At 68.7% G+C, this 23,451-nt stretch carries 20 protein-coding genes and 1 pseudogene; 17 read left to right on the top strand and 4 right to left on the bottom strand.

Going from position 1 to position 23,451, the window contains the following annotated elements:
* The 7 genes and pseudogenes from FV220_RS16415 to FV220_RS16385 form a co-directional block, all read left to right on the top strand.
* Nucleotides 1–246: PucC family protein (locus tag FV220_RS16415; RefSeq protein WP_147832610.1), on the top strand; the 246-nt coding region annotated here is incomplete at its 5' end.
* A 10-nt stretch (nt 247–256) separates the two neighbouring features.
* Complete coding sequence (locus tag FV220_RS16410; protein WP_147832609.1) at nt 257–1,441, top strand: geranylgeranyl diphosphate reductase; 1,185 nt, start codon at nt 257–259, stop codon at nt 1,439–1,441.
* Nucleotides 1,438–1,959, top strand: a complete 522-nt coding sequence (locus tag FV220_RS16405; RefSeq protein WP_147832608.1) for a TspO/MBR family protein — start codon at nt 1,438–1,440, stop codon at nt 1,957–1,959. The genes FV220_RS16410 and FV220_RS16405 overlap by 4 nt, the downstream gene beginning before the upstream one ends.
* Nucleotides 1,956–2,315 (top strand): hypothetical protein, encoded by a 360-nt coding sequence (locus FV220_RS16400; protein ID WP_147832607.1) that lies wholly within the window; start codon nt 1,956–1,958, stop codon nt 2,313–2,315. Before FV220_RS16405 ends, FV220_RS16400 begins: the two co-directional genes overlap by 4 nt.
* A gap of 46 nt (nt 2,316–2,361) precedes the next feature.
* The gene (locus FV220_RS16395) at nt 2,362–3,930 is read left to right on the top strand and encodes a c-type cytochrome (RefSeq protein ID WP_147832606.1); all 1,569 of its coding nucleotides are present in this window, start codon (nt 2,362–2,364) and stop codon (nt 3,928–3,930) included.
* A gap of 318 nt (nt 3,931–4,248) precedes the next feature.
* Nucleotides 4,249–5,142: pseudogene (locus FV220_RS16390) on the top strand (transporter).
* Nucleotides 5,143–5,337: 195 nt separating this feature from the next.
* Complete coding sequence (locus tag FV220_RS16385) at nt 5,338–5,736, top strand: hypothetical protein (RefSeq protein WP_026175835.1); 399 nt, start codon at nt 5,338–5,340, stop codon at nt 5,734–5,736.
* 254 nt (nt 5,737–5,990) lie between these two features.
* Here the strand turns inward: FV220_RS16385 and FV220_RS16380 are convergent, their stop codons facing one another.
* Nucleotides 5,991–6,434, bottom strand: a complete 444-nt coding sequence (locus FV220_RS16380) for a hypothetical protein (protein WP_147832605.1) — start codon at nt 6,432–6,434, stop codon at nt 5,991–5,993.
* A 129-nt stretch (nt 6,435–6,563) separates the two neighbouring features.
* Here FV220_RS16380 and FV220_RS16375 point away from each other — a divergent pair, with 129 nt between their 5' ends.
* Genes FV220_RS16375 through FV220_RS16360 form a run of 4 tightly spaced genes read left to right on the top strand, consistent with a single transcriptional unit; the run spans nt 6,564 to nt 11,907 of the window.
* Nucleotides 6,564–6,854 carry a hypothetical protein gene (locus FV220_RS16375; RefSeq protein ID WP_082473288.1) on the top strand — a complete coding sequence of 97 codons (291 nt, stop codon included), beginning with the start codon at nt 6,564–6,566 and terminating at the stop codon, nt 6,852–6,854.
* 14 nt (nt 6,855–6,868) lie between these two features.
* Nucleotides 6,869–7,534, top strand: coding sequence for a TetR/AcrR family transcriptional regulator (locus tag FV220_RS16370; RefSeq protein WP_147832611.1), 666 nt, complete (start codon nt 6,869–6,871; stop codon nt 7,532–7,534).
* The gene (locus tag FV220_RS16365) at nt 7,531–8,763 is read left to right on the top strand and encodes an efflux RND transporter periplasmic adaptor subunit (RefSeq protein ID WP_147832604.1); all 1,233 of its coding nucleotides are present in this window, start codon (nt 7,531–7,533) and stop codon (nt 8,761–8,763) included. Before FV220_RS16370 ends, FV220_RS16365 begins: the two co-directional genes overlap by 4 nt.
* 51 nt (nt 8,764–8,814) lie before the next feature.
* The gene (locus FV220_RS16360) at nt 8,815–11,907 is read left to right on the top strand and encodes an efflux RND transporter permease subunit (RefSeq protein WP_147832603.1); all 3,093 of its coding nucleotides are present in this window, start codon (nt 8,815–8,817) and stop codon (nt 11,905–11,907) included.
* 130 nt (nt 11,908–12,037) lie between these two features.
* Here FV220_RS16360 and FV220_RS26425 read toward each other — a convergent pair whose 3' ends face one another.
* Nucleotides 12,038–12,172 carry a hypothetical protein gene (locus FV220_RS26425; protein ID WP_274534506.1) on the bottom strand — a complete coding sequence of 45 codons (135 nt, stop codon included), beginning with the start codon at nt 12,170–12,172 and terminating at the stop codon, nt 12,038–12,040.
* Between FV220_RS26425 and FV220_RS16355 the strand changes: the two genes are divergently transcribed.
* The 5 genes from FV220_RS16355 to FV220_RS16335 all read left to right on the top strand — a co-directional run bounded on the left by FV220_RS16355 (nt 12,171) and on the right by FV220_RS16335 (nt 19,077).
* Complete coding sequence (locus FV220_RS16355) at nt 12,171–12,449, top strand: hypothetical protein (protein ID WP_043764538.1); 279 nt, start codon at nt 12,171–12,173, stop codon at nt 12,447–12,449. The genes FV220_RS26425 and FV220_RS16355 overlap by 2 nt on opposite strands.
* A gap of 69 nt (nt 12,450–12,518) precedes the next feature.
* Nucleotides 12,519–13,592 carry an ABC transporter substrate-binding protein gene (locus FV220_RS16350; RefSeq protein WP_147832601.1) on the top strand — a complete coding sequence of 358 codons (1,074 nt, stop codon included), beginning with the start codon at nt 12,519–12,521 and terminating at the stop codon, nt 13,590–13,592.
* A gap of 9 nt (nt 13,593–13,601) precedes the next feature.
* The gene (locus FV220_RS16345; RefSeq protein ID WP_147832600.1) at nt 13,602–14,645 is read left to right on the top strand and encodes an ABC transporter permease subunit; all 1,044 of its coding nucleotides are present in this window, start codon (nt 13,602–13,604) and stop codon (nt 14,643–14,645) included.
* The gene (locus FV220_RS16340) at nt 14,639–15,433 is read left to right on the top strand and encodes an ABC transporter ATP-binding protein (protein WP_147832599.1); all 795 of its coding nucleotides are present in this window, start codon (nt 14,639–14,641) and stop codon (nt 15,431–15,433) included. The genes FV220_RS16345 and FV220_RS16340 overlap by 7 nt, the downstream gene beginning before the upstream one ends.
* A 332-nt stretch (nt 15,434–15,765) precedes the next feature.
* Nucleotides 15,766–19,077 carry a DEAD/DEAH box helicase gene (locus tag FV220_RS16335; RefSeq protein WP_147832598.1) on the top strand — a complete coding sequence of 1,104 codons (3,312 nt, stop codon included), beginning with the start codon at nt 15,766–15,768 and terminating at the stop codon, nt 19,075–19,077.
* Between the two features lie 45 nt (nt 19,078–19,122).
* On the opposite strand, the gene FV220_RS16330 is transcribed toward FV220_RS16335, so the two are convergent.
* Together FV220_RS16330 and FV220_RS16325 are read right to left on the bottom strand one after the other, a co-directional pair.
* A complete protein-coding gene (locus FV220_RS16330) occupies nt 19,123–20,475 on the bottom strand; it encodes an LLM class flavin-dependent oxidoreductase (protein ID WP_147832597.1) in 1,353 nt (450 codons plus the stop codon).
* Nucleotides 20,476–20,526: 51 nt separating this feature from the next.
* Nucleotides 20,527–21,744 (bottom strand): acyl-CoA dehydrogenase family protein, encoded by a 1,218-nt coding sequence (locus tag FV220_RS16325; RefSeq protein WP_147832596.1) that lies wholly within the window; start codon nt 21,742–21,744, stop codon nt 20,527–20,529.
* 324 nt (nt 21,745–22,068) lie between these two features.
* On the opposite strand from FV220_RS16325, the gene FV220_RS16320 reads away from it, so the two are divergent.
* The coding region (locus tag FV220_RS16320) for an LLM class flavin-dependent oxidoreductase (RefSeq protein ID WP_147832595.1) at nt 22,069–23,451 on the top strand (1,383 nt) is incomplete at its 3' end.

Here is a 23,451-nt window from a genome sequence, read left to right as displayed (position 1 = left end):
GGGGTCTGGGGCGCGGCCCAGGGCGTCGCCTTCGGGGCCGGCGGCTTCCTCGGGACCATGGCGGTGGATCTCGCCCGTCTCGTCAGCCCCGAGCCGGTCCATGCCTATGCCGCCGTGTTCCTGGCCGAGGCCGCCCTGTTCCTGGTGGGCGCGCTCCTGGCTCTTAGGATCGAGCACGCGGGCGCGACGCTGCTGCGCCGTGCCGCCCGCCCACGACGGCCCGTGCTTCAACCCCGCTATCGCTGAGGTGAGTCCCATGCCGGAGCCGGAGACCTTCGACGTCGTGGTGGTGGGGGGCGGCCCGGCCGGGGCCACCGCCGCCACCGATCTCGCCCGGATGGGGCGCCGCGTCCTGCTCCTCGACAAGCCGGGCCGGATCAAGCCCTGCGGCGGCGCGATTCCCCCGCGCCTGATCCGCGACTTCGCGATTCCCGACCATCTGCTCGTCGCACGCGTGCGCTCGGCGCGGATGGTCTCGCCCAAGGACAAGCGTGTCGACATGCCCATCGGCGACGGTTTCGTCGGCATGGTCGACCGCGAGCATTTCGACCCCTGGCTGCGCGACCGCGCGGCCCTGGCCGGGGCCGACCACCGCCCCGGCAGCTTCACCCGCATCGTCCGAGACGACGACGGCGGGGCCACCGTGCATTACCGCTCCGGCGAGGCCGAGCACCGGGTCCGCGCCCGCCTCGTCATCGGCGCTGACGGGGCGAGTTCCGTGGTCGGGCGGGCCGAGATTCCCGGCCACGCGGCCATGAAACAGGTCTTCGCCTATCACGAGATCGTCCGGCGTCCGGCGGATGGGAGCGGCGACGTCGAGGGGACGCGCTGCGACGTCTATTACCAGGGCAAGCTCTCGCCGGATTTCTACGCCTGGGTCTTCCCCCATGGCGACACGATCAGCATCGGCACCGGCAGCGCCCGCAAGGGCTTCTCCCTGCGCGGGGCGATCCGGGCCTTGCGCGCCTCCACCGGCCTCGATGCCGGGGAAACCCTGCGCCGCGAGGGCGCGCCGCTGCCGCTGAAACCGCTCAAGCGCTGGGACAATGGCCGCGACGTGCTGCTCACCGGGGACGCCGCCGGCATCGTCGCCCCGGCCTCGGGCGAGGGCATCTACTACGCCATGCTCGGCGGCCGTCTCGCGGCGGAGGCGGCCGACACCTTCCTCGCCACCGGCAAGGCCGCCTCCCTGGCCCTGGCCCGGCGTCGCTTCATGCGCCTGCACGGGCGCGTCTTCCTGATCCTGCGCATGATGCAGTGGGTCTGGTACCGCAACGATTCCCTGCGCGAGCGCTTCGTCTCGATCTGCAAGGACAAGGACGTCCAGCAACTCACCTGGGATTCCTACATGAACAAGGAACTGGTGCGGGCAAAGCCCGCCGCCCATGTGAGGATCTTCTTCAAGGATCTGGCGCACCTGTTCCGCTGGGTCTCCCCATGATCGGCGGGTTCGAGACCGGCCCGGTCGTGACCGCGGCGGCCGCCGCCCTCGTCACCGCCCTGGCCGGCGGGCTCCTGACGACCACCGGCCCCTGGTATCAATCCCTGCGGCGGCCCTCCTGGAAGCCGCCGGACTGGGCCTTCGGCCCGGTCTGGACCACGATCTTCACCCTCACGGCGATCTCCGCCATGATCGCCTGGCACGCGGAGGCCGGAACCTCGGCGCGTGGCGCATTGCTCGCCGCCTACGGCGTCAACCTCGTCCTCAACATCGCCTGGAGCGGCATCTTCTTCCGCCTGCGCCGGCCGGACTGGGCCTATCTCGAGGTGATCGCCCTGTGGCTCTCCATCGTGGCGCTGATCGCCGTGACGGCCCAGGTCTCGGGGATCGCGGCCCTCCTGCTCGCGCCCTACCTCGCCTGGGTCAGCGTCGCGACACTGCTCAACCGGGCGATCGTGCGGCTGAACGGGCCGTTCGGTGAGGCCCGCCCCGCTCGCAGTATCGGAAGCCGCGCATGATTCCGGATGCGGCGACCCTGGCGGCATTGTTCGCCTCCGGGCGGATCATCGACGTGATCCTCGGTCTCGTGGCCCTGGAGGCCGCCGCCCTCGTGGCATGGCGCCTCTACGGGGGGGATCGCCCGCTCCTTGCGCCCCTTTTCTGCAACCTCGCCTCGGGCGCGGCCCTGATGCTGGCGATCCGCGCCGCGCTGATTGGCTCGGATTGGACGGTGGTGGCGCTCTGCCTCATCGCCTCTCTGATGGCGCATCTAGGGGAGGTCGCGTTGCGCATGTTCGGGGGGTCGCGTTCCGCATCCGATCCGGTCATGCCCGACCTTGGCCAACCGGGCAGAACGGTCACGAGGCGTGCCTGAATTGCAGCTGTCCAACCTTCGGCTTCATGAGTGGAGAACCGGCTTCATGCGTCGCATATCTGCCCTCCTGCTCGGTTCGGCCGGCCTCATGGCCGCCGCGACCTGTGCCTCGGCCCAAGATGCGGAACAGATCAAGCGGGGTGAATACTTGGCGACGGCGGGCGATTGCGTCGCCTGCCATTCGGCGCCGGGGGGCAAGCCGTTCGCGGGGAACTACGTTCTCAACACGCCGATCGGGAAGATCCGCACGCCGAACCTCACACCGGACGACGAGACCGGGCTCGGCAAATGGACCGCCGATGACTTCTACCGCGCCCTGCACGAAGGCATCGACAACGAGGGCAGCTATCTCTATCCGGCCTTCCCCTTCGCCTGGTACACCAAAGTCACGCGCGAGGATTCCGACGCGATCTTTGCTTACCTGCGCTCCCTCGAACCGGTGAAGGAGCCGCGCAAGCCTTCCGAGATCCCGTTCCCGTTCAATATTCGCACGGCGCTCATCACCTGGCGCACCGCGTTCTTCACCGCCGGCGAATTCAAGCCGGATCCGAACGCCAGCGCCGAGGTCAATCGCGGCGGCTATCTCGTGGAGGGGCTCGGCCATTGCGGCATGTGCCACAACGCCAACAAGATCGTCGGAAACAGCGGGCTGGCCGGAAAACTCGGCGGCGGGGTCATCGACGGCTGGTACGCCCCCAACATCACCCCCGACGACCACACCGGCATCGGCTCCTGGAGCGACGATCAAGTGGTCGAATACCTCAAAACCGGCGCCGCTCCGGGCAACCAGCCGGGCGTCGCGGCAGGGCCGATGCGTCAGACCATCGAGGAATCCCTCTCCAAGCTGACCGACGCCGATCTGAAGGCGATGGTCGCCTACCTGCGCACGCAGAAAGCGAAAGAAAGCTATAAAGTCAAGGATCTTCAGGCGTTTAACCAGGCCGATGCGCCGGGTGCCGCGACCTATCTCAGCTATTGCTCCTCCTGCCACAAGCCGGACGGCAAGGGGGTCGAGGGGGCGATCCCGGCGCTCGCCGGCAACACGTCCGTCCAGGCGGAAGGCCCCGAGACGGTGATCCGCGTCGTTCTCGGCGGGCTCGCCGCCCAGAACGGCTATGCGCCGATGCCGGCTGTGGGTGCGGGCATGACCGATCAGGAGGTCGCCGACGTGACCGATTACATCCGCAACGCCTGGGGCAACAGCGCCCCCGTCATCGCCGAGCGCGGCATCGTCGGCACCGCCCGCGCCGCCACGCAGACCATGCTGGCGGGAACGGCACCCTGCGCCGTCATCGCCCAACCGAACGTGGCCAAAGCCATCGCCAACACCCCCGGCGCGACGAGCCTGAAGGGGTTGGCGCAGGAGAACTTCATCCCGGTCGTCGACGCTCTGCTGCCCAAGGTGAAGGCCGCGGCCGGCGGCGCCAAAGATGACGACATCGTCAACGGACTGACCACAGCGTTCTGCCAGGCCGCCCGCAACGACCCGGCCTACGGCAAGCCCGGCTGGCACGCGGTGATCGGAAGCTTCTCCAGCATCGTCTACAGCCAGATCAGGAACCCCGAAAAACGGGTCGCCTTGCCGGGTCCCGCGGGTGCCGAGCCGACGCCGTGATCGATACGGGCCGACGTTGCCTTCTTCGGCGCAGGTGGAGACTGCAAGCCTGCCGCTAATGACTTTCGCCGGCGTATCGGGTTAAGTCACCGTGGATAACAATACAAATATCTATATTGTAAGATAATATAAAAATTGATTGCTTTATTCCCTGTTGACTTGCTCGTCGAGCGGCGGGCTATACAAATGTGACCTTTGGGCGACAACGCCGCTACGATTGAGGGACGGAGGGAATGGGATCCGGTGCTGGTGCGTCGATGAGGGAGAGCTTGCTCGAATGCGGCGCTTTCCCTGTTGCGCTCCCGGAAGAGGCACTGGATGATTCACGGTTTTCTCTACGCAGCCTCCACGCTCGGTCTCACCCTGTGCGTTGGGCTTGGCCTGACGACCCTCGCCTCCGGGCCGGCCCAGGCCGGTTCGGCGGCGCAACCCGGGCAGACGGTCGGCCTTCCGGTCGGCGCCCAGCTCCCCGTCGGCCTCTATTTCGTCAACACGTCAAGCTTCGGCATCCGCGACACCCGACAGTTCGATTCCGAATCGAACATCAACTTGCCTACCTTCCTCTGGGCGACGCCGTGGAGCTTGCTGGGCGCGCGGCTCAACCTCGTGGCGATCCAGACAGTTGTGGCATCGAGCCCGCGCGGCACGCCCTACCAGAGTGGTATCGGCCAGTCTCTGCTCGCCGCCCAGCTCGCCTGGAATCTCGGCAACGATATCGGGGTGAGCTATCTCTTCGGCGGATACCTACCGATTGAGACGAGTTTCCTGACTCAGAACGCGTCGCTGAGCCACCGTTTTGCTGCGCCGTATAGTGGCAACGGTTTCAACCTCACCGCCAATCTGCTCTACGGGGTCTTCGTCGATCCGGTGACCGCGCAGGGCGTAGTCTAGCCCGACTATCTCAACCTCGATCTCACTGCGACGAAGAAGTTCGGAAAGTGGGAGGTGGGCCCTGTGGCCTTCGCCTCCACCGATCTGCCCACGCGTTTCCCCGGCTATCGCCGCCAGGGCCAGATCGCGGTGGGCGGGCTTGTCGGCTACAATTTCGGGCCGGTGAACGTCCAGGCCTACGTCACCCGAGGCGTGGCCGAGCGCAATTATGGTGGCCGCGAGACACGCGGCTGGCTGCGGCTCATCGTGCCGATCTACAAGGAAAGTATCAATTCGGCGGCGCCCTCGATTCCGCTGAGCTGGCGGCAATCCCTGCGGTAGGGCATCGTCACAGGGCGGCGACAGGCGCGCGGCATGCGATCCGTCTCCCTGCTCCGCAGGCCGTCGGTGCTCCTTCGAGACAAGCCCGGCGTTTACCGTAAACCGCCCATTAATCCGACTCGTCGAAACCTAGCGATCGTCGGGGCCGCAGCGGCGTTCGCTGGTCCCCACGTGTGGTTTCAAGGGTAACGGTGTATGCGTAGCGTTCACACGGCGATCGACAACGTGGTCCCTTTCCGGCGTCCTGGTAGGCCCCAGCCCCAGGCTCCTGTCGTCTCGCCCTCCCTCGCCGCGAGGCGTGTGGACCAGCGCGCACTTATGGATGCGGTCTATGCTAGCGGGACGCTCGCGGTCGCGGCCGGAGACCGCGAGACCAAGCTGATCGCTGCCCGTCTGCAGGTCTATGGTTTTCTCACCGTGGAGGAATTGGGAGAGGATAGCGCATTACGGCGCCTGCGTCCGTCTGAGGCCATCCGCGCGCAGGTCGATCGTCCATGGCGCCTGTCGAAGGCCGCCTACGGTTCGGGCCTGTCCGTCACGGTCCCGGCCGCCGATGATTTCCTGTTCGATTCTTCCGCCGGCGCCTCGGCCTGATCTCTCCGCGAAACGGACCCTCTCACGGCCCGTCGAGACAGGCTCGTTGCCGCGTCCTGCTGGGATGTGAAAACTGGGTCATCGAGCACAGTCACGCTCCATGTCCCGGTAAAATATCCCTCGATCAGTAATGATCCCCTCCTCAGCCTGCCGACCCTGGCAGTCTGATCCTCCTGGCCCAAGCCTGTGACCGTGGTGGCCCTCACTAAGCTACACCACGTCTAGGGACACGACCCGGCCGCCGGGGGAAATTTTCAGCGATCGCGCTTGTCCACCACAGCGCATCCGGTCATCGGTCCGCGGCTTCCGTTCGTCACCGAGCACGTGACGAGGGCTGTCGCCGCATCTGCGTGACTATGTCGGGTGACGACCGCCTGCTCGCGGGCGCGGCGCGCGGCCGCCTCGATCAGGTCGGCCCCGATGCCGGTGGCGATCCGCCCGGCCCGGCCGAACAGGCCATAATAGGCATCCCCTGGCGTCTCGCCCTTGAACTGTACGCCGACCGCTGACGGGTCACCGCAGGCGAGTGTCAGCGTCATCCCGTCTGTCGACGACATCTCGGCGAAATCGATAGTGCGGTTGACGAGGGTGGCTTTCGTTTCGGCGACCACGCTGTCGATGAGATCACCGCAGGAATCGGCGCGTGCCGACAGGATTGAGAGCGAGAGCACGGCGGCGGTCAGGATGATGAGGCGCATGACAGGTAAAATAGGCGCGCCGCTCGCCCTGTCGAGGTGGACCATCGCACACGCCCCGACGCCATTGAATGATCGTTCATTGACTCATGAATGAACGTTCAATAGGCATTGAGGGAACGGGGGGGCGTCATGGGCGAGTTCAGTTGTTATGACGATGTCGATGCGCCGCGCGGGTGGGATGCCGGGCGCGTCCTGGCTTCGATCCGTTCCGCCTGTGGGCCGTCAACCCTTCTGCCGGGGCTTCTGATCCTGGTTGGTTGGCTCGCTTTCCTTGGCTGGACCGGTGCGGGCTCCGACGGCTGGCAGGCGCGCGTCTGCGCCGATCACGCCGAGCAATCCTGGTCCTGGCAGGCACGGTCCTGCGGAATGACCCAACCGGAAGGTTCTAGTCTCGGCGCGGACGGGAGGTCGGCATCGTGAGCGCCGGTGCCGCCATGGAAGTGAAGTCCGGCCCCTCGGCCAAGCGCCAGGACATCCTCGATGCCGCCGAGACCTGCTTCGTGCGGAACGGTTTCCATCGGACGACGATGCAGGATCTTGCGCGCCAGGCCGGCATGACGGCCGGCAACATCTACCACTACTTCAAGTCGAAGGAGGCCGTGGTCCTCGGGCTCGCCGAGCGTGAGCGCGGGCATGGCATGACCCTCGTCGAGGAAATGGAGCGGGCCGGCGATCGCCGCGGCGCCCTGATGAGGATCCTCGAACGCTACTTCGCCCAGGCGACCCGCGAGAGTGCGGTCCTGCGCGTCGATCTCTGGTCCGAAGCTACCCGCAATCCCGACATCGCCGCCATGATCGATCGGGGCGAGACCGAGGCCCGCCTCTGGTTCGTCGAGACCCTCGCGTCCCTGGCCACCTCGCCGGCCTGCGATGCCGCCGCCCTCTACGACGAGACGTTGAATCCGCTGATGAAGGGCATCCTAGTCAACCTGGCCCTCCGTCCAGCCTTCGATCCGGCCCCGGCAGTGGCGCACCTGTGTGCTCTGATCGAAGCGGGTCTGGCCGGACGGCTACCGACGGCGTCATTCGTATCAGAATCCGGCGCCCTGCAAGCCTCCTCCGGTCATCCATCACGAACCGTCTTGGAGAGCAGCCGATGAGTGCCGTCCTCAAGGTCGTCCGGCCCGCGATCCTCGTTTTCGGCCTCGGCCTGCCCTCGGGGTCGGTCATCGCCGAAGTGACGCCCACCCCGGTCAGACTGGCGCCGGCAGTGAGCACCGTCGAGGCCCGGCGCCGCGAGATCGTCGAGCAGGTCGTCGTTACCGGAACCCTCGTCCCCCGCGACGAGATCCTAGTGACCCCCGAGATCGAGGGCTATCGGGTGACCGAAGTCCTCGTCGAAGAGGGTATGCGCGTGGAGAGCGGTCAGGTCCTCGCCCGGCTCTCGCGCGACCTCATCGACCGCCAGATCGCTCAGCAGAACGCCCTCGTCGACAAGGCCGCCGCCGTCGTGCCGCAGGCTCAGAGCAGCATCGAGCAGGCGCAAGCCGCCGAGATGGAGGCGCGCCTCTCCCACGACCGGGCGAAGCAACTCATGCAGAGCGGCAACGGCACGGCAGTGATCATGGAGGGGCGCATCTCCACCCTGCGGCAGGCCGAAGGCAAGCTCGTCTTCGCCCGCAACGGCCTCGTCATCGCCAGGGCAGAGCTCGCCCAGGCGAGGGCCTTGCGCGACGAACTCGATCTTCGTCTCGCCCGCACCGAGATCCGTGCACCCGAGGCCGGGATCGTCAGCCGCCGCGTCGCCCGCGTGGGCATGGCCGCCTCGTCCTCCACCGAGCCCCTGTTCCGGTTGATCGCGCGCGGCGAGATCGAACTCGAAGGCGAGGTCATCGAGACCAAGCTGCCGCTGCTGCGTGAGGGCACGCCCGCCTCAATGGAGCTCCCCAATGGTGAGCGGGTGCGGGGCAGCGTGCGCGCGGTCTATCCGGAAGTCGACAGGGCGAGCCGCCTCGGCAAGGTCCGCGTCCGGCTCGATCCCGATCCCCGCTTGCGCATCGGCACCTTCGCCCGTGGCGCCATCGAGATCGCCCGGACCCGCGGCGTAACCGTGCCCCAGGCCTCCGTCCTCTATGGCGGGCCGAAGCGTAGCAGCGTCCTTGTGGTGACGGACGGGGTCGTTGAGGCACGCGAGGTCCGCGCTGGCCTCTCCGACGACGACGACATAGAGATCCGGGCCGGTCTTGCCGAAGGCGAGGCCGTGGTCGCGCGCGCCGGCAGCTTCCTGCGCGACGGCGACCGGGTCCGCGCCGTCCCCGTCGCGCTATCGGCACCGGCCATGGTGGCCGCCCCGTCGCGCAAGGAGACCGCGGAGGCGGGCCAGCCCTAGGGCTTGCGCCTGCCTTCCCTCCCTCCCGCACCATCAGAACGGTTTGCTGCGATGCGCCTCAACATCTCCGCCTGGGCGATCCGCAAGCCGATCGGCCCGCTGGTCCTGTTCCTCGTCCTGATCGTGCTCGGCCTTGTCAGCTTCCGGGGGCTGCCGGTCACGCGGATGCCCAACATCGATGTTCCCATCGTTTCCGTGGCGATCACGCAGTCGGGGGCGGCGCCCTCCGAGTTGCAGACCCAGGTCACGAAGTGGGTCGAGGATTCGATAGCCGGCGTGCGTGGGGTGAAGCACATCACCTCGGCTATCACCGAGGGCTCGTCCGTGACCACGGTCGAGTTCCGCCTCGAGGTGAACACCGACCGCGCCGTTAACGACGTGAAGGACGCGGTCTCCAAGATCCGCATCAACCTGCCCCGTACCATCGACGAGCCGGTAATCAGCCGCGTGGAGATCGCGGGCCTGCCGATCCTGATCTACGGGGTGAAGGCGCCGGCCATGACCCCCGCCGAGCTGTCCTGGCTGGTGGAGGACAAGATCGCCCGCACGCTCCAGGGGGTGAAGGGCGTCGGCGGCGTCGAGCGCGTGGGCGGCGTCGCCCGCGAAATGCGAGTTGTGCTCCAGCCCGACCGTCTCCTGGCGCTGGGCATCACCGCTGCGGAGGTCAACCGCCAGCTGCGCCTCACCTCTGCTGACATGGCGGGCGGGCGCGGCGAGGTCGGCGGGCGCGAGCAGTCGATCCGGACGCTGGCCGCCTCCCGCACCGTGCGCGATCTCAAGGCGACCTCCATCGTCCTCGCCGGCGGCCGCAAGGTGCGTCTCGACGATCTCGCCCTGGTGCAGGACGCCATCGAGGAGCCGCGCACCTTCGCCCGCTTCAACGGCGAGCCGGTGGTGGCCTTCGCGGTGTCGCGCGGCTCGGGCGCCAGCGACGCCGAAGTGGCGGCGGGCGTCGAGAAGCGGATCGCGGAGTTCCGCCGGACCTATCCGGACTTCGAATTCGAGACGATCGATTCCTCGGTCTCGGCCACCATCGGCAGCTACGATTCGGCCATGCACACGCTGATCGAGGGCGCCGTGCTCGCCGTCATCGTGGTGTTCCTGTTCCTGCGCGACTGGCGCGCCACCCTCATCGCCGCCGTCGCTCTGCCGCTCTCGGTCTTCCCGACCTTCTGGGCCATGGACGCGATGGGTTTCACCCTCAACGGCATCAGCCTGCTGGCCATTACCCTCGTCACCGGCATTCTGGTGGACGACGCCATCGTCGAGATCGAGAACATCGTTCGGCACATGCGGATAGGGAAATCCGCCTATCGCGCCGCCCTCGAAGGCGCCGACGAGATCGGGCTCGCCGTCATCGCCATCACCGCGACGCTCATCGCGGTGTTCGCCCCGGTCTCGTTCATGGGCGGCATCGCCGGCCGCTACTTCATGCAGTTCGGGCTTACTATTGCCGTCTCGGTGTTCATGTCGCTGCTGGTGGCGCGGCTGATCACGCCGATGCTCGCAGCCTACTTCCTGCGCGACCACGGCCACCACGATGAGCGTGAGGGATGGGTGATGCGCGCCTATGGCCGGCTGGTGGGCTGGTCCGTGCGCCACCGGGTGATCACGCTGATCGTCGGCCTCGCGCTCTTTGCCGCGTCGCTGGCCTCCGCCGGGTTGCTGCCCTCGGGCTTCGTGCCGAAGCAGGACAACGCCCGAACCCTCTTCATGGTGGAACTCGCCCCCGGCGCCCGGCTGCCTGACACGATCGCCGTGTCCGACCGCCTCGTCGCCCGCATCCGCTCCCTGCCGGAAGTCACCTCGGTCTTCGTCGATGGCGGACGCCAGGTCGGCGGCAAGAAGGAAACGCGGCTCGCCACCCTCATCGTCAACCTCACCCCGAAGAACGGCCGCGCGAAGAAGCAGGGGGCCGTGGAGACCGACATTTCCGCCCTTATCGCCGAGGAGCCCGATATCCGCTCCTGGTTCCTGCGCGATTCCGGCCAGCGCGACCTCGCCTTGGTGGTCGGCGGCCCCGATGCCGAGGTGGTGGCCGAGGTGGCCGCCCGGCTCCAGCGCGACATGGCGGCGATACCCCACCTCGTCTCGGTGATGTCCACCGCTCCCCTCAACCGTACGGAGGTTCGGATCCGCCCCAAGGAGGGCTCGGCCGCCGATCTCGGCGTCTCCACCGACACCATCGCCGAGACGGTGCGGGTCGGCACCATCGGCGACATCGGTTTAAATCTCGCCAAGTTCAACGCCGCCGACCGCCAAATTCCGATTCGGGTTCAATTGCCCGAGAGCGCGCGGGGCGCGGTCTCGCGCCTTGAAAATCTCAAGGTTCCGGCCAAGAACGGCACCGCGGTGCCCCTCTCCGCCGTGGCCGACATCGAACTCGACCAGGGCCCCGGCGCCATCGAACGCTACGACCGCGTGATCCGCGTGGCGGTGGAGGCCAACATGGAGGGGTCGGACGCCCTGGGCTCCCTCATCGCCCAGGCCCTGGAGACGCCGACCGCGAAGTCGCTGCCGCCGGGCGTCACCATCCGCCAGACCGGCGATGCCGAGATCATGGGCGAGGTCTTCTCGGGCTTCCTCCTCGCCATGGGAGCCGGGATCATGATGGTCTACGCCGTGCTGGTGCTGCTGTTCGGCAACTTCCTGCAACCGCTCACCATCCTGTTCTCCTTGCCCCTCTCCATCGGGGGCGCGATCCTCGGCCTCCTCATCCTCAACATGCCGATCTCGATGCCCGTGGTCATCGGTATCTTGATGCTGATGGGGCTGGTGACGAAGAACGCGATCATGCTCGTGGACTTCGCCGTCGAGGAGATGGCGCGGGGCGTCGATCGTGTCACCGCCATCGTCGATGCGGGGCGCAAGCGTGCGCGCCCCATCGTGATGACCACCATCGCCATGGCCGCCGGTATGGTGCCTTCGGCTTTGGCGCTCGGTGTCGGTGGCGAGTTCCGCGCGCCGATGGCGGTGGCGGTGATCTCCGGTCTCATCGTCTCGACCCTGCTGTCCCTGGTCTTCGTGCCGGCCGTGTTCCTGCTGATGGACAGCCTCGGCGCGCTTATCGGGCGCCTGTTCGGCCGCTTCGTCGGCGCCCGCGACGAGGCGGTACCCGACCCCGCCCCGAGCGCTGCCCGCTGACGCGGCGGCGAGGCCGGGATCAGGAACTTTCCCGAACCATCCGTCGGGCGAGATCTCCGGCCTGCCGATTGCGGGACATTTGGAAGCACATTTCGCGCGCCCCCGCCTATAGTCCGGCTTGTCGACACGTCTATCGGCCCGTTGCCGATGCGAGGGCGAAATGAAGAGCCTCAACCTCAAACACAACCGTTGCCGCAATGCGTGTCTCGCCGATCTCGGCGGTGCTCATCATGGGACGATTCTGGCGAATGAGGTTGATGGTCATGGGTTATCACGACACACGATTTGAAGCGGTTGGGTCCGGTCCCGCATTTGCTTTCGGCGGCGCCATCGCGCCCAGGCACTTTCGCCGCGCCTATGGCAGGGCGGCGGTGGCGGCTGCCATCGAGAACGGGCTGATGCCCGAGGAGCTGTCCGAAGTGCTGGGCGGCCGCCGCGTCGTCGAGGCCTTTCCGGTCGATGGCGGAGAGAGCGTCAACGACTACGCCCACCGGGCGGTGGCCGAGATGATGGTCGCCTATCTCAGCTACGCCCCGGCCTGACCCGCCGCCAGCCTCCTCGACATTCCATCGATCCATGAAGGCGGGCCGCTCGCGGCCCTGGAGACGACCATGACCGAAGACCTGCTGTCCCGTCGCCGCCTGCTGAGAGCGGGCGCGACCGTCGCGGCCGCCCTTCCCCTCGGCCTCACCGCGACGGCGGGGCGTGCCTGGGTTCCCGGCCCCGCCGCGCCCTTCGATCCCGGTCCCCTCTGCGCGCCGGCGGCGGCCACCGAGGCGTGGAGCGGCCCGCTCCGGCCCATCAAGCTCGCCTGGAACGCTAATGCCGTCTGCACGGCCGCCGCCCCGGTCGCCAAGGAGCGGGGGATCTTCGCCGCCCACGGGCTCGACGTGGAGTTCATCAATTTCGGCGGGTCCACCGAAGCCCTGCTGGAGGCCATCGCCACCGGCAAGGCCGATGCCGGGATCGGCATGGCCCTGCGCTGGCTGAAGCCCCTCGAACAAGGCTTCGACGTCAAGATCACCGCTGGCCTGCATGGCGGCTGCCTCAGGCTGCTCGGCGCGAAATCCGCCGGCATCAGTGACATCGCCTCCCTGAAGGGCAAGTCCATCGCCATCAGCGACCATGCCAGCCCGGCCAAGAACTTCTTCGCCCTGCTGCTGTCCGATGCCGGCATCGATCCCGACCGGGAGGTGGAGTGGCGGCAATACCCGGCCGATCTCCTCAACCTCGCCGTGGAGAAGGGCGAGGCCCAGGCCCTGGCCGATGCCGACCCGCGTACCTTCATCTGGCTCAAGGACCCGCGCTTCACGGAAGTGGCCACCAATCTGACGGGCACCTTCGCCACGCGTTCCTGCTGCGTCGTGGCCCTGCGCGGCAGTCTGATCCGCAACGACCGGGCGGTGGCCACCGCCCTCACCCGCGCCATCCTGGAGGGCGGTCACCGCGTCGCCACCGATCCGCAGGACGCCGCCGGCATCTTCTCGAACTACGGCGGCAAGGGCTCTGTGGAGGATCTGGCGGCGATGCTGCGCAGCCATACCCACGATCACCGGCCGGTGGGTGTCACCCTCAAGCAGGAAATCGCCCTCTACGGCGACGAGTTGAAGCGCGTGAACGTGATCCGCCGCTCCACCGACACGGCGAAGTTCGCCGACCGGGTCTATGCCGACGTTCTGAGCTGAGGGGCATCCATGTCGAGTTCATTGACGGGGGCGTTCGGCGGCGGCTTCCGCCGGGCGGCCGATGCGGAGGACACGTCCTCGAACGGCTCAGCATGGCGGATCCGTCTCGCTGCCCTGTGGTGGGTCGGCCTTGTCGCCGGTTCCCTCTGGCTGGCCCTGGCGGGCCTGACCCTCGTTCTGCCGGAGAACGGCGACTTTCCCTATTCCGCCACGTTCGGCCATGGCGCCGGACTGATCGGGGCCGTCCTCCTCCTGGCGAGCCTTCTCCTCCCGGTCCTCGGCCGGGTGGGAGCCCGCCTGCGCCATTGGGGGCCTTGGATCGTCGCCCTCGCCTTCGGCTTCATTGCCTGGGAACTGGCGACGGCCAAGCTCGAATGGCTGCCGATGCCGTTCTTCCCGCCGCCCCAGGCGATCCTCGAAGTCTTCGCCGAGGATTGGCCGAAGCTGGGCGGCAGCATCGTCAATTCGCTGATCCTGCTGTCGGGCGGTTACCTGATCGGGGCCGCGGTCGGCTTCGTTCTCGGCGTGGCGGTGGGCTGGTCGCGCGCGGCCGGGTACTGGGTCCATCCGGTCCTGCGCTTCGTCGGGCCGCTGCCGGCCACCGCCTGGCTGCCGCTGGCCTTCTTCGTGTTCCCTTCATCTTGGTCGGCGAGCACCTTCCTCGTGGCTCTGGCGACGGGTTTTCCGGTGACGGTGCTGACCTGGTCGGGAATCGCGGCCGCCAACAAGTCCTACTACGACGTCGCCCGCACTCTCGGCGCCTCGCAGAGCTTCCTCATCCGCAAGGTCGCGATCCCGGCGGCCCTGCCTCATGTCTTCGTCGGCCTGTTCATGGGCCTCGGCGCCTCCTTCGCGGTCCTCGTCGTCGCCGAGATGCTGGGCGTGAAATCCGGCCTCGGCTGGTACCTGCAATGGGCACAAGGGTGGGCGGCCTATGCCAACATGTATGCCGCCCTCATCGCCATGGCGCTGATGTGCTCGACCTTGATCACCCTGCTGTTCCGCCTGCGCGACCGCGTCCTGTCCTGGCAGAAGGGGCTCGTCCAATGGTAGCGGCCACCCTCGAAGCGCCGACCTGTGCCTCCGCGATCGACCGGGGCGGAGCCCTGACCGTCAGGCGCGTCTCCCACGCCTTCGACATCGGCGGCACGCGCCTGCCCGTCCTCGATGACATCGATCTCACCATCGCGCCGGGCTCCTTCGTCGCCCTGCTCGGCCCTTCGGGCTGCGGGAAGTCGACGCTGCTGCGCCTCGCCGCCGGTCTCGAACCTCCTGAATCCGGTACCCTCGCCCTCGACGGGGAGACGATCACCGGGCCTGATCCGGAACGGCTCCTCGTGTTCCAGGACCCGACGCTCTATCCCTGGCGCACGGTGCGGGGGAACGTGTCCCTGGGCCTGGAGGCGCGCGGGTTGCTCAGGCGGCATCGCCACCGCATCGACGAGGCGCTGGACCTCGTCGGGCTATCCGACTTCGCCGAGGCCTATCCCCACCAGCTCTCCGGCGGCATGGCCCAGCGCACGGCGCTCGCCCGGGCTCTCGTCAACGACCCGCGCCTGCTCCTCCTCGACGAGCCCCTGGGCAAGCTCGACGCCCTCACCCGCCTTGCCATGCAGGGCGAACTCGTCCGGCTCTGGCAGGAGAGCCGCTTCACGGCGCTCCTTGTCACCCACGATGTCGAGGAGGCCCTCATCCTCGCCCAAAGGGTGATCGTGCTGAGCGACCGGCCGGCCCGGATCAGGACCGAGATCGCGGTGGATGCCCCCTATCCGCGCCGCCGCGACGACCCGAAGCTCCTGAGCCTGCGCACCGAGATCCTCGGCATCCTCGGGCAGAAGTGACCGCCATCCGAGGGGGCAAACGACCGCCATCGGAGGGGGGCTTCATGCGCCATGCGGCGGGCTTTACTCCAAAGCGGGCGATCCGCCGGATTCACCCTGTTTCGCGCTCGAAACCGGCCGGGATTCACGCGGGCGGAGGGTTGTGTGAGCCACAGGTCGAGAACGGGGAGGATTGCCCCGCCCGGCCATGGAGGACGCCCTCGTCCACCCCATCGTCCCGCGCTCGGTACGGTCTGCGACAAACTGGGGACAGGCCGGGATTCGACGGAGCAGAGTCGCGTCGGCCCACGTTTGCCGACTCCCGACACCAGTGATGGGCAGCGCACTCCCCGATGGCAAAACGCCGGACTAGGACGTCTCCCGACAGCGCCTCCGAAGAGGTCGTCGCTCCCCTCGTTCCCACCGGCGCCCTGGCGGTGGCGCTCCTCGACCTCGTGACTCGGAACAAGCCTCTGATCCACATGGTGCGCGAGACGCACCGGCAGGAGGCCATCGCGGCGATCCTGCGCGCCCTGGCCCCGGATCGCAGCGTCGCGATCTACCCGGAATGGGATTGCCTGCCCTTCGACCGGACCTCGCCGTCGCGCGGCGTCATGGGGCAGCGCACGGGCGTGTTGCGCTGGCTCACGGACGCCGCCGCCCTCCCCGACATCGTCCTGACGACCGCCCCTGCCCTGATCCAGCGTGTTCCGCCGCCCGAGACCTGGGCGGACGCCCATCTCGAGATCCGGGTCGGCGATGATTTCGATCCTCACGCGATCACCGCGACGTTGCAGCGCCTCGGCTACATCCTCGACGACCGGGTCGACGAGCCCGGCGAAGTCGCGATCTGGGGCCGAACGGTGGACGTGTTCCCCGCCGCCGCACCGCGCCCCTGCCGGATCGAGCACGAGGGCGGCCGTGTCACCGCCATCCGGTCCTACGATCCGGTGTCCCAGCGCTCCCTGGCGGAGGCCGAGCGCCTGGTCGTCGACCCGGCCACGGAAATCCTCCTGCCCGAGGGATCCGAGACCGGGCTGCGGCCCTTCACCGGCCAGGAGCACCAGCTTTCCCGCTTCTACCCCGCCCTGACGACGGTGCTCGACTACGTCCCCGATGCCCGCCTCGTGGTGGAGACCGGCGCCGAGGAGCGCGCCGCCGCCTTCTTCGAACAGATCGCCGAGGGGCAGGACACCGGCAGTCGTAACGGCGGCAGTCGTAACGGCGACTTGGACGAGCTCTACCTCGATCCCCGGAGCTGGGCCTCGCTTCAGGAGGCGCGCCGCGTCGCTACGGCCTCGGCGGAGGAATCCGAAGATCTGGCGATTCCCGCCTTCGTGCGGAAGGCCCGTCCCAACGCGGCCCTGGCCGAGACCCTGCGCCGGCACCTGGAGGCGGGCGACCGCATCCTGCTGACAGGCCCAGAGGAGCCCCTCGGTCGCCTGATCCGCGTCGCCGAGCGGGTGATGGGGCGTAAGGCCCGGCGCGTCGCGAGCTGGATGGATGTGGCCCGCGCCAGGTCCGGTGCGATCCTGGCGCTGGCCGCGCCCATCGAGGCGGGGTTCAGGGTGCCGGGACAGGGTGTCTGTGTCATCGCCGCCGCCGACCTGTTCGGGAGCCGGGCCGCCGTCGCGGAGGGCGAGCCCGTCGCGAGCCTTCCCATCGGCGAGGTGGAGCTGCGCGTCGGCGACGTGGCGGTGGATCGCGACAACGGTCTCTGCGTCTTCGAGGGGCTGGAGCGCGTCGTCACCGGAGAGGATGGCGGTGAGGACGCTCTCCGGCTGCGCTTTGCCGGGAACGCGATCCTGATGGTTCCGGTCTCCCAGGCCGACCGGATCTGGCGCTACGGCTCGGAGGCCGAGGCGGTGACCCTCGACAAGCTCGAGGGCGGATCCTGGGGCCGTCGGCGCCTCGAAGCCGAAGCGTGCATGGCAAAAGCCGCCCGCATGATGCTCGCCGCCGCCGAGGCGCGTCGGGCGGTCGAGGCGCCGGTCCTGTCGCCCCCGCTGCGGGAGATGGAGCGCTTTGCCGCCGGGTTCGGGTTCAACCTCACCGCCGATCAGGCGAGGGCGGTGAACGGGGTCCTGGGCGACCTCGCCTCGGGGCGGCCGATGGACCGGCTCGTCTGCGGCGATGTCGGCTTCGGGAAGACCGAAGTGGCCCTGCGCGCCGCCGCCGCTGCGATCTTCGCCGGTCGCCAGGTGGCGGTGGTGGCGCCCACCACCGTTCTGGCCCGGCAGCATGTGCAGACCTTCACCCGGCGCTTAGCCCGGTTCGGCATCGAGGTCGCCCATCTCTCCCGCCTCGTCTCGCCGGCCGAGGCGAAGCGCGTGAAGGCGGGGCTCGCCGACGGCAGCATCCGCCTCGTCATCGGCACCCATGGCCTCACCGCCAAGGGCGTCGCCTTCTCCGATCTCGGCCTCGTGGTGATCGACGAGGAGCAGCGCTTCGGGGCCAAGATGAAGGAGGCCCTGCGCAAGACGGCGGGAGACGGCCACGTCCTCACGCTCACGGCGACGCCGATCCCCCGCACCCTGCAATCCGCCCTCGTCGGACTGCAATCCCTGAGCGTCATCGCCACGCCGCCGGCGGTGCGCCAGCCCATCCGCACGGTGATCGCGCCGTTCGACGCCGATGGCCTGCGGGACGCGCTCCTGCGCGAGCATCGCCGGGGCGGACAGAGCTTCGTCGTGTGCCCGCGGATCGAGGATATCGGCCCCATGGCGAAGCGTCTCGCCAAGCTCGTCCCCGACCTGCGCACGATGATCGCCCATGGCGAGCTCAAGGCGGCGGATATGGACGACGTGATGGTGCGCTTCGCCGATGGCGAGGGCGACGTGCTGCTGGCCACCAGCATCATCGAGAGCGGCCTCGACGTGCCCCGCGCCAACACGATGCTGGTCTGGGACGCGGAGCGTTTCGGCCTGTCGCAGCTGCACCAGCTGCGGGGCCGGGTCGGTCGCGGCCAGCGCCGGGGCGTCGTCCACCTGCTCCACCAGCCGGAGAAGCCGCTGAGCCCGGCCACGGAGAAGCGCCTGCGCACCCTGGAGGCCCTGGACCGGCTCGGTGCGGGCTTCGCCATCAGCGCCCGCGACCTCGACCTGCGCGGAGCGGGCGACCTCGTGGGCGAGAACCAGGCGGGCCACGTCAAGCTGATCGGGCTCGGCCTCTATCAGCACCTCCTGCACCTCGCCCTGCGGGCCGCGAAGGGGGAAGCCGCCGAGGATTGGATGCCCGAGATCCGGATCGGTCTCTCCGGCGGCGTGCCGGCCGATTACGTACCGGAGCCGGACGTGCGCCTGAGCCTCTACACCCGCCTCCTGCGCCTCACGACCCCGGACGAGGTCGAGGCCCTCCGCCACGAGGTGGCCGACCGGTTCGGTCCGCCGCCGGAGGCGTTCGAGGCCCTCGTCACCCTGGCCCGCCTCCGGGTCGGCTGCCTCGAACTCGGGATCGCGCGGTTGAGCGGCGGCCCGCAGGGGCTGGCGGCGGATTTCCGTGCCAATGCCCCTCCGATCCTGCTGCCGGTCAACGCGCATATCGAGCGCCGCGACCGCCGCGTGCTGCTGCGCGCCGGCTGCGACGATGCGGTCGAGCGCGGTCGCCTCGCCGCCCGGTTCCTCGAACGCCTGCGGGAGGCCAGCACGCGGCGCCCGGCGGGGTGAGATCGCCGCTCGGGTCTTCACCGGGCGGCGCCGGCGGAGATGGGGCTACGGCGCCCGCGAGGCTGCGTGGCGGCGGTGACGGGGGCGCTGGAGGCCGAGATTCTCGCGCAGGGTGGTGCCCTCGTATTCCGTGCGGAACAGGCCTCGCCGCTGCAATTCGGGGATCACCAGGGTGGCGAAATCGTCGAGCCCGCCGGGGAGCGTCGGGGGCATGATGTTGAACCCGTCGGCGCCATAAGCTTCGAACCGCTCCTGAAGCGCATCGGCGATCCGGGCGGGTGTTCCGATCAGGGTCCAGTGGCCGCGCGCTCCGGCGATGCGCAGGTAGAGCTCGCGGATGGTCAGGCCCTCGCGCCGGGCGATGGTGACGAGGAGGTCCTGCCGGCTCTTGCCGCCCTCCGTCCCGCTGGCCTCCGGAACGGGCGCGTCGTCGGGATGGCCGGAGAGGTCGAGTCCCGCGAGCTGTTCCAGGAGCGAGCGGCCGACGACGGGGTGGATCAGCTCCTGCAACGCGCCGTACTTGTCCTCGGCCTCGGCCTGCGTGCGGCCGACCACCGGGAAGGCGCCCGGAAGGATCTTGAGCGCGTCGGGCTCGCGACCGTGCCGGCCGAGCCGGCCCTTCACGTCGGCGTAGAAGGCGGTCGCATCCTCCAGGGTCGCCTGGGCGGTGAAGATCACCTCGGCGGTTCGGGCCGCCAAGGCCTTGCCGGCCTCCGAGGAGCCCGCCTGCACGACGACCGGATGGCCCTGGGGCGGACGGGGCACGTTGAGCGGCCCGCGCACGGAGAAATGCTCACCCTCATGCCCGAGCACGTGCAGCTTGGCCGGGTCGAAGAAGCGCCCTTCCTCGCGGTCGCGGACGAAGGCGTCGTCCTCGAACGTGTCCCAGAGCCCGGCGACCACGTCCACGAATTCCTCGGCGCGGGCGTAGCGGCGCGCATGGGCGAGATGGCTGTCGCGGCTGAAATTGTAGGCCTCGCGCGGGTCCGCCGAGGTGACGAGGTTCCAGCCCGCCCGGCCTCCGCTGAGATGGTCGAGGGAGGCGAACTTGCGCGCCACGTGGAACGGCTCGTTGTAGGTCGTGGAGGCGGTGGCCACGAGGCCGATGCGCTCCGTCACCGCCGAGAGGTGGGAGAGCAGGGTCAGCGGCTCGAACTGTCCGACGTAACGGATCGCCGTGCGGCTCAGGGCGTCGATGTCGTCGCCGCGGATGCTGACTCCGTCGGCGAGGAAGATCAGGTCGAACTTCGCCGCCTCTGCCACTTTGGCGAGGCGCCGGTAATGGGCGGGATCGATCCCCGCATCCGCCTGCGACGAGGGATGCCGCCATGCCGCGACGTGGTGCCCGCCCGGATAGAGGAAGGCACCGAGGCGCATCGTGTCCCGGCGACGTGACATGGGTCTGTCCTCGATCTCGCGTTCCGTTGGACTTGCTTGGCAGGCGGCGCTTCAGGCCGAGCCGACCCGGTATTGGCGCGGCGCGGCGGTACCGTTCACGGCGAAATCGCCCACCGCCCGGTCGCGGTAGATCCGGGGATTGTGCGAGGCGATGGTGCGGGCGTTGCGCCAGTGCCGGTCGAGGCCGAGACCGCTCTTCACCGCCGAGGCGCCGAGCGCATCGAACAGGGTCGTGGTGGCGTCGAGGACGAGGTTGGTGACCACGCTCACCGCCTGGTTCACCTCGATGTCGGCGATGCCCGCCGCATGGTCCGCCGCTTCTCCGTTGCGGTGAACGTCGTAGGTCCGCTGCAGGGCCTCCGCCGCCTTGAGGACGATGGCGCCCGCCGCATAGGCCGCGCCGCGCACGCGGCCGACCACTTGTTGGATCTGGGGATCGTCGCCGGCCCGGCTGCCGTTGCCGTGGCTGTAGACCCGCTTGCGCTCGGCCACGAGCCGCGACACGTCGATGGCGGCCGAACGGCCGATGCCGGCCAAAGTCGCCAGATGGACGAGTTGGAAGAACGCCATCGCGTAGGGGAAACGCTCCGGATCGGGCTTGATCAGCTCCGGCCCGATGAGGACGTCCGTGAAGATCGCCGTGCCGCTGGCGGTGAGCGACTGGCCGAAACCGTCCCAATCGTCGACGATTTCGACACCCGGCGCCCGCACCGGCACGGCCGCCACCAGGGACGCGCCCGCCTCGTCCTGGGCCGAGACGTGGATCCAGTCGGCGAAGAGCGAGCCGGTGGTGTAGAATTTCCGGCCGTTGAGCAGCCATTGCCCGCCGTGGGGCCGCAGGACCGTATCGAACTGCCCGACCTTGGCCTCGCCGGTCTCGGACACGCCGCTGCCGACGGTCTGGCGATCGCCGATTCGGGCGGTCCAGCGCGCCCGCCATTCCGGTGAGGACGAGCACAGCATGTCCTCCGTGAACCCGAAATGCGCGCGCAGGGCGTTGGTGACGTTGGGGTCGGCCTGGGACAACTCGATGAGCAGGTTGAACAATTCGGGCAGGCTCGCGCCGTGGCCCCCCTCTTCGCGGGCGAGGCGCAGGGTGGTGAAGCCCGCCTCTCTCAGCCAGTCGATCTCGTCATGGGGGAGCGTGTGCGCGAGATCGCGGGCGATGGCGGTGGCGCGGATGCGCGCGAAGACCGGCCGGAAACCGGCCGCGAGCGCCTCGTAGTCCGCGCTCGGTCCCGCGCCCCATCCCGCTTCCGTCTGAGACATTCCGTCGATTCCGTGCCTGTGATGCCGTCACGCCGAAGGGGCTCGCGCTCGATGGCCCCCGGCCCCGTGGTCGTCCTGATCGACAATCCGGTCAGGGCAGACAAGTATAAATTAGGGTCGGATATGCGATTTAGCGATGTTATGCTCTAATCAATCGTAAAATAGACGATGTATGCTTGAAAGGGATGATCGTTGAAAGATCATTCTCGTTGACCGGATAGGATCACCGGCTAGGCTTATGCGCAGGAAGGCCTCCCGCATCGCGTGAACGAGGCCTCTTTCTCCATCGCACGATACCGTCGCCCCGGATTGCCTGGATCTGCCATGAGCGCACGCCGCGAATTGAGGCTGAACGCCTTCGAGATGGGAGCGCCGGGCCATACCTGGGCCGGGCTGTGGCGGCACCCGCGCGACGCGGCGGCGCGCTACAATACCCTCGAGTACTGGGTGTCGCTGGCCCGCACCGCCGAGCGCGGCCTGTTCGACGGGATCTTCCTCGCCGACGTGGTCGGGGTCTACGACGTCTACGGTGCTTCGCCCGCCACCGCCGTCGCCCGGGCGGCGCAGGCGCCCAACCTCGATCCCTTCCTGCTGGTGCCGGCCATGGCCCATGCCACGACGCATCTCGGCTTCGGGGTGACGGCGAACCTCACTTACGAACACCCCTACACCTTCACCCGCCGGCTCTCGACCCTCGACCACCTCACCAAGGGGCGGATCGGCTGGAACGTGGTCACCGGCTATCTCGAGAGCGGCGCGCGCGGCATGGGCCTGCCCCAGGCCCGCGAACACGATGCGCGCTACGATGCCGGCGAGGATTTCCTGGAGGCGGCCTACAAGCTCTGGGAGGGAAGCTGGGAGGACGGCGCGGCCCTGCGCGACCGGGCGGGCGGCCTGTTCACGCAGCCGGGCCGGGTCCACCGCGTCACCCATGACGGGCCGAGCTACCGGGTCGACGGGCAGCATCTCAGCGAGCCGTCGCCGCAACGGACGCCCGTGCTCTACCAGGCCGGCGCCTCGTCGCGCGGACGTCTCTTCGCCGCCCGCCATGCCGAGAGCATCTTCCTCAACGGCCAGACCAAGGCCATCGCGGGCAAGGCCGTGCGCGCCACGCGGCAGGCGGCGAAGGAAGCGGGCCGCGATCCCTACGACATCCGGATGTTCCTCGGGGCCACCGTGATCGTCGCCCCCACCCGCGCCGAGGCGTTCGATCTGCGCGACGAGTACGCGCGGTATCTCGACGTGGAAGGCCAGCTCGCCCTCGTCTCCGGCTGGACCGGGATCGACCTGTCCGGGCTCGATGCCCATGAGGGGCTCGCCTACGTCAAGACCAACGCCATGCAGTCGTTGCTCGAGAACCTGACGCTGCCCGGCGAACGCCCCTTCACCCGTGCCGATTTCGCCGAGTTCGGCCCGCGCGGGGCACGGGCTCCCTTCATCGTCGGATCGCCCTCGGACGTCGCCGACGCGCTGCTCTCCTGGGCCGACGAGGCCGATATCGACGGCTTCAACCTCACCCGCGCCGTCGCGCCCGAGACGATCGAGGCCTTCGTCGATCTCGTCGTGCCCGCGTTGCAGGACCGGGGCGCGTTCAAGACGCGGTATCGCGAGGGCACGCTCCGCGAAAAGCTGTTTCCGGAGGGCGGCGCCCACCTGAAGGCGACCCATCCCGGCGCCCGCTTCCGCCGGGGCGGCGGCGAGGCCCGC

It is taken from the genome of Methylobacterium sp. WL19, assembly GCF_008040005.1.
GTDB classification, from domain to species: Bacteria; Pseudomonadota; Alphaproteobacteria; order Rhizobiales; family Beijerinckiaceae; genus Methylobacterium; species Methylobacterium bullatum.
The sequence above is the reverse complement of the archived record's forward strand: the minus strand, read 5'-3'. Positions and strand labels throughout refer to the sequence as shown.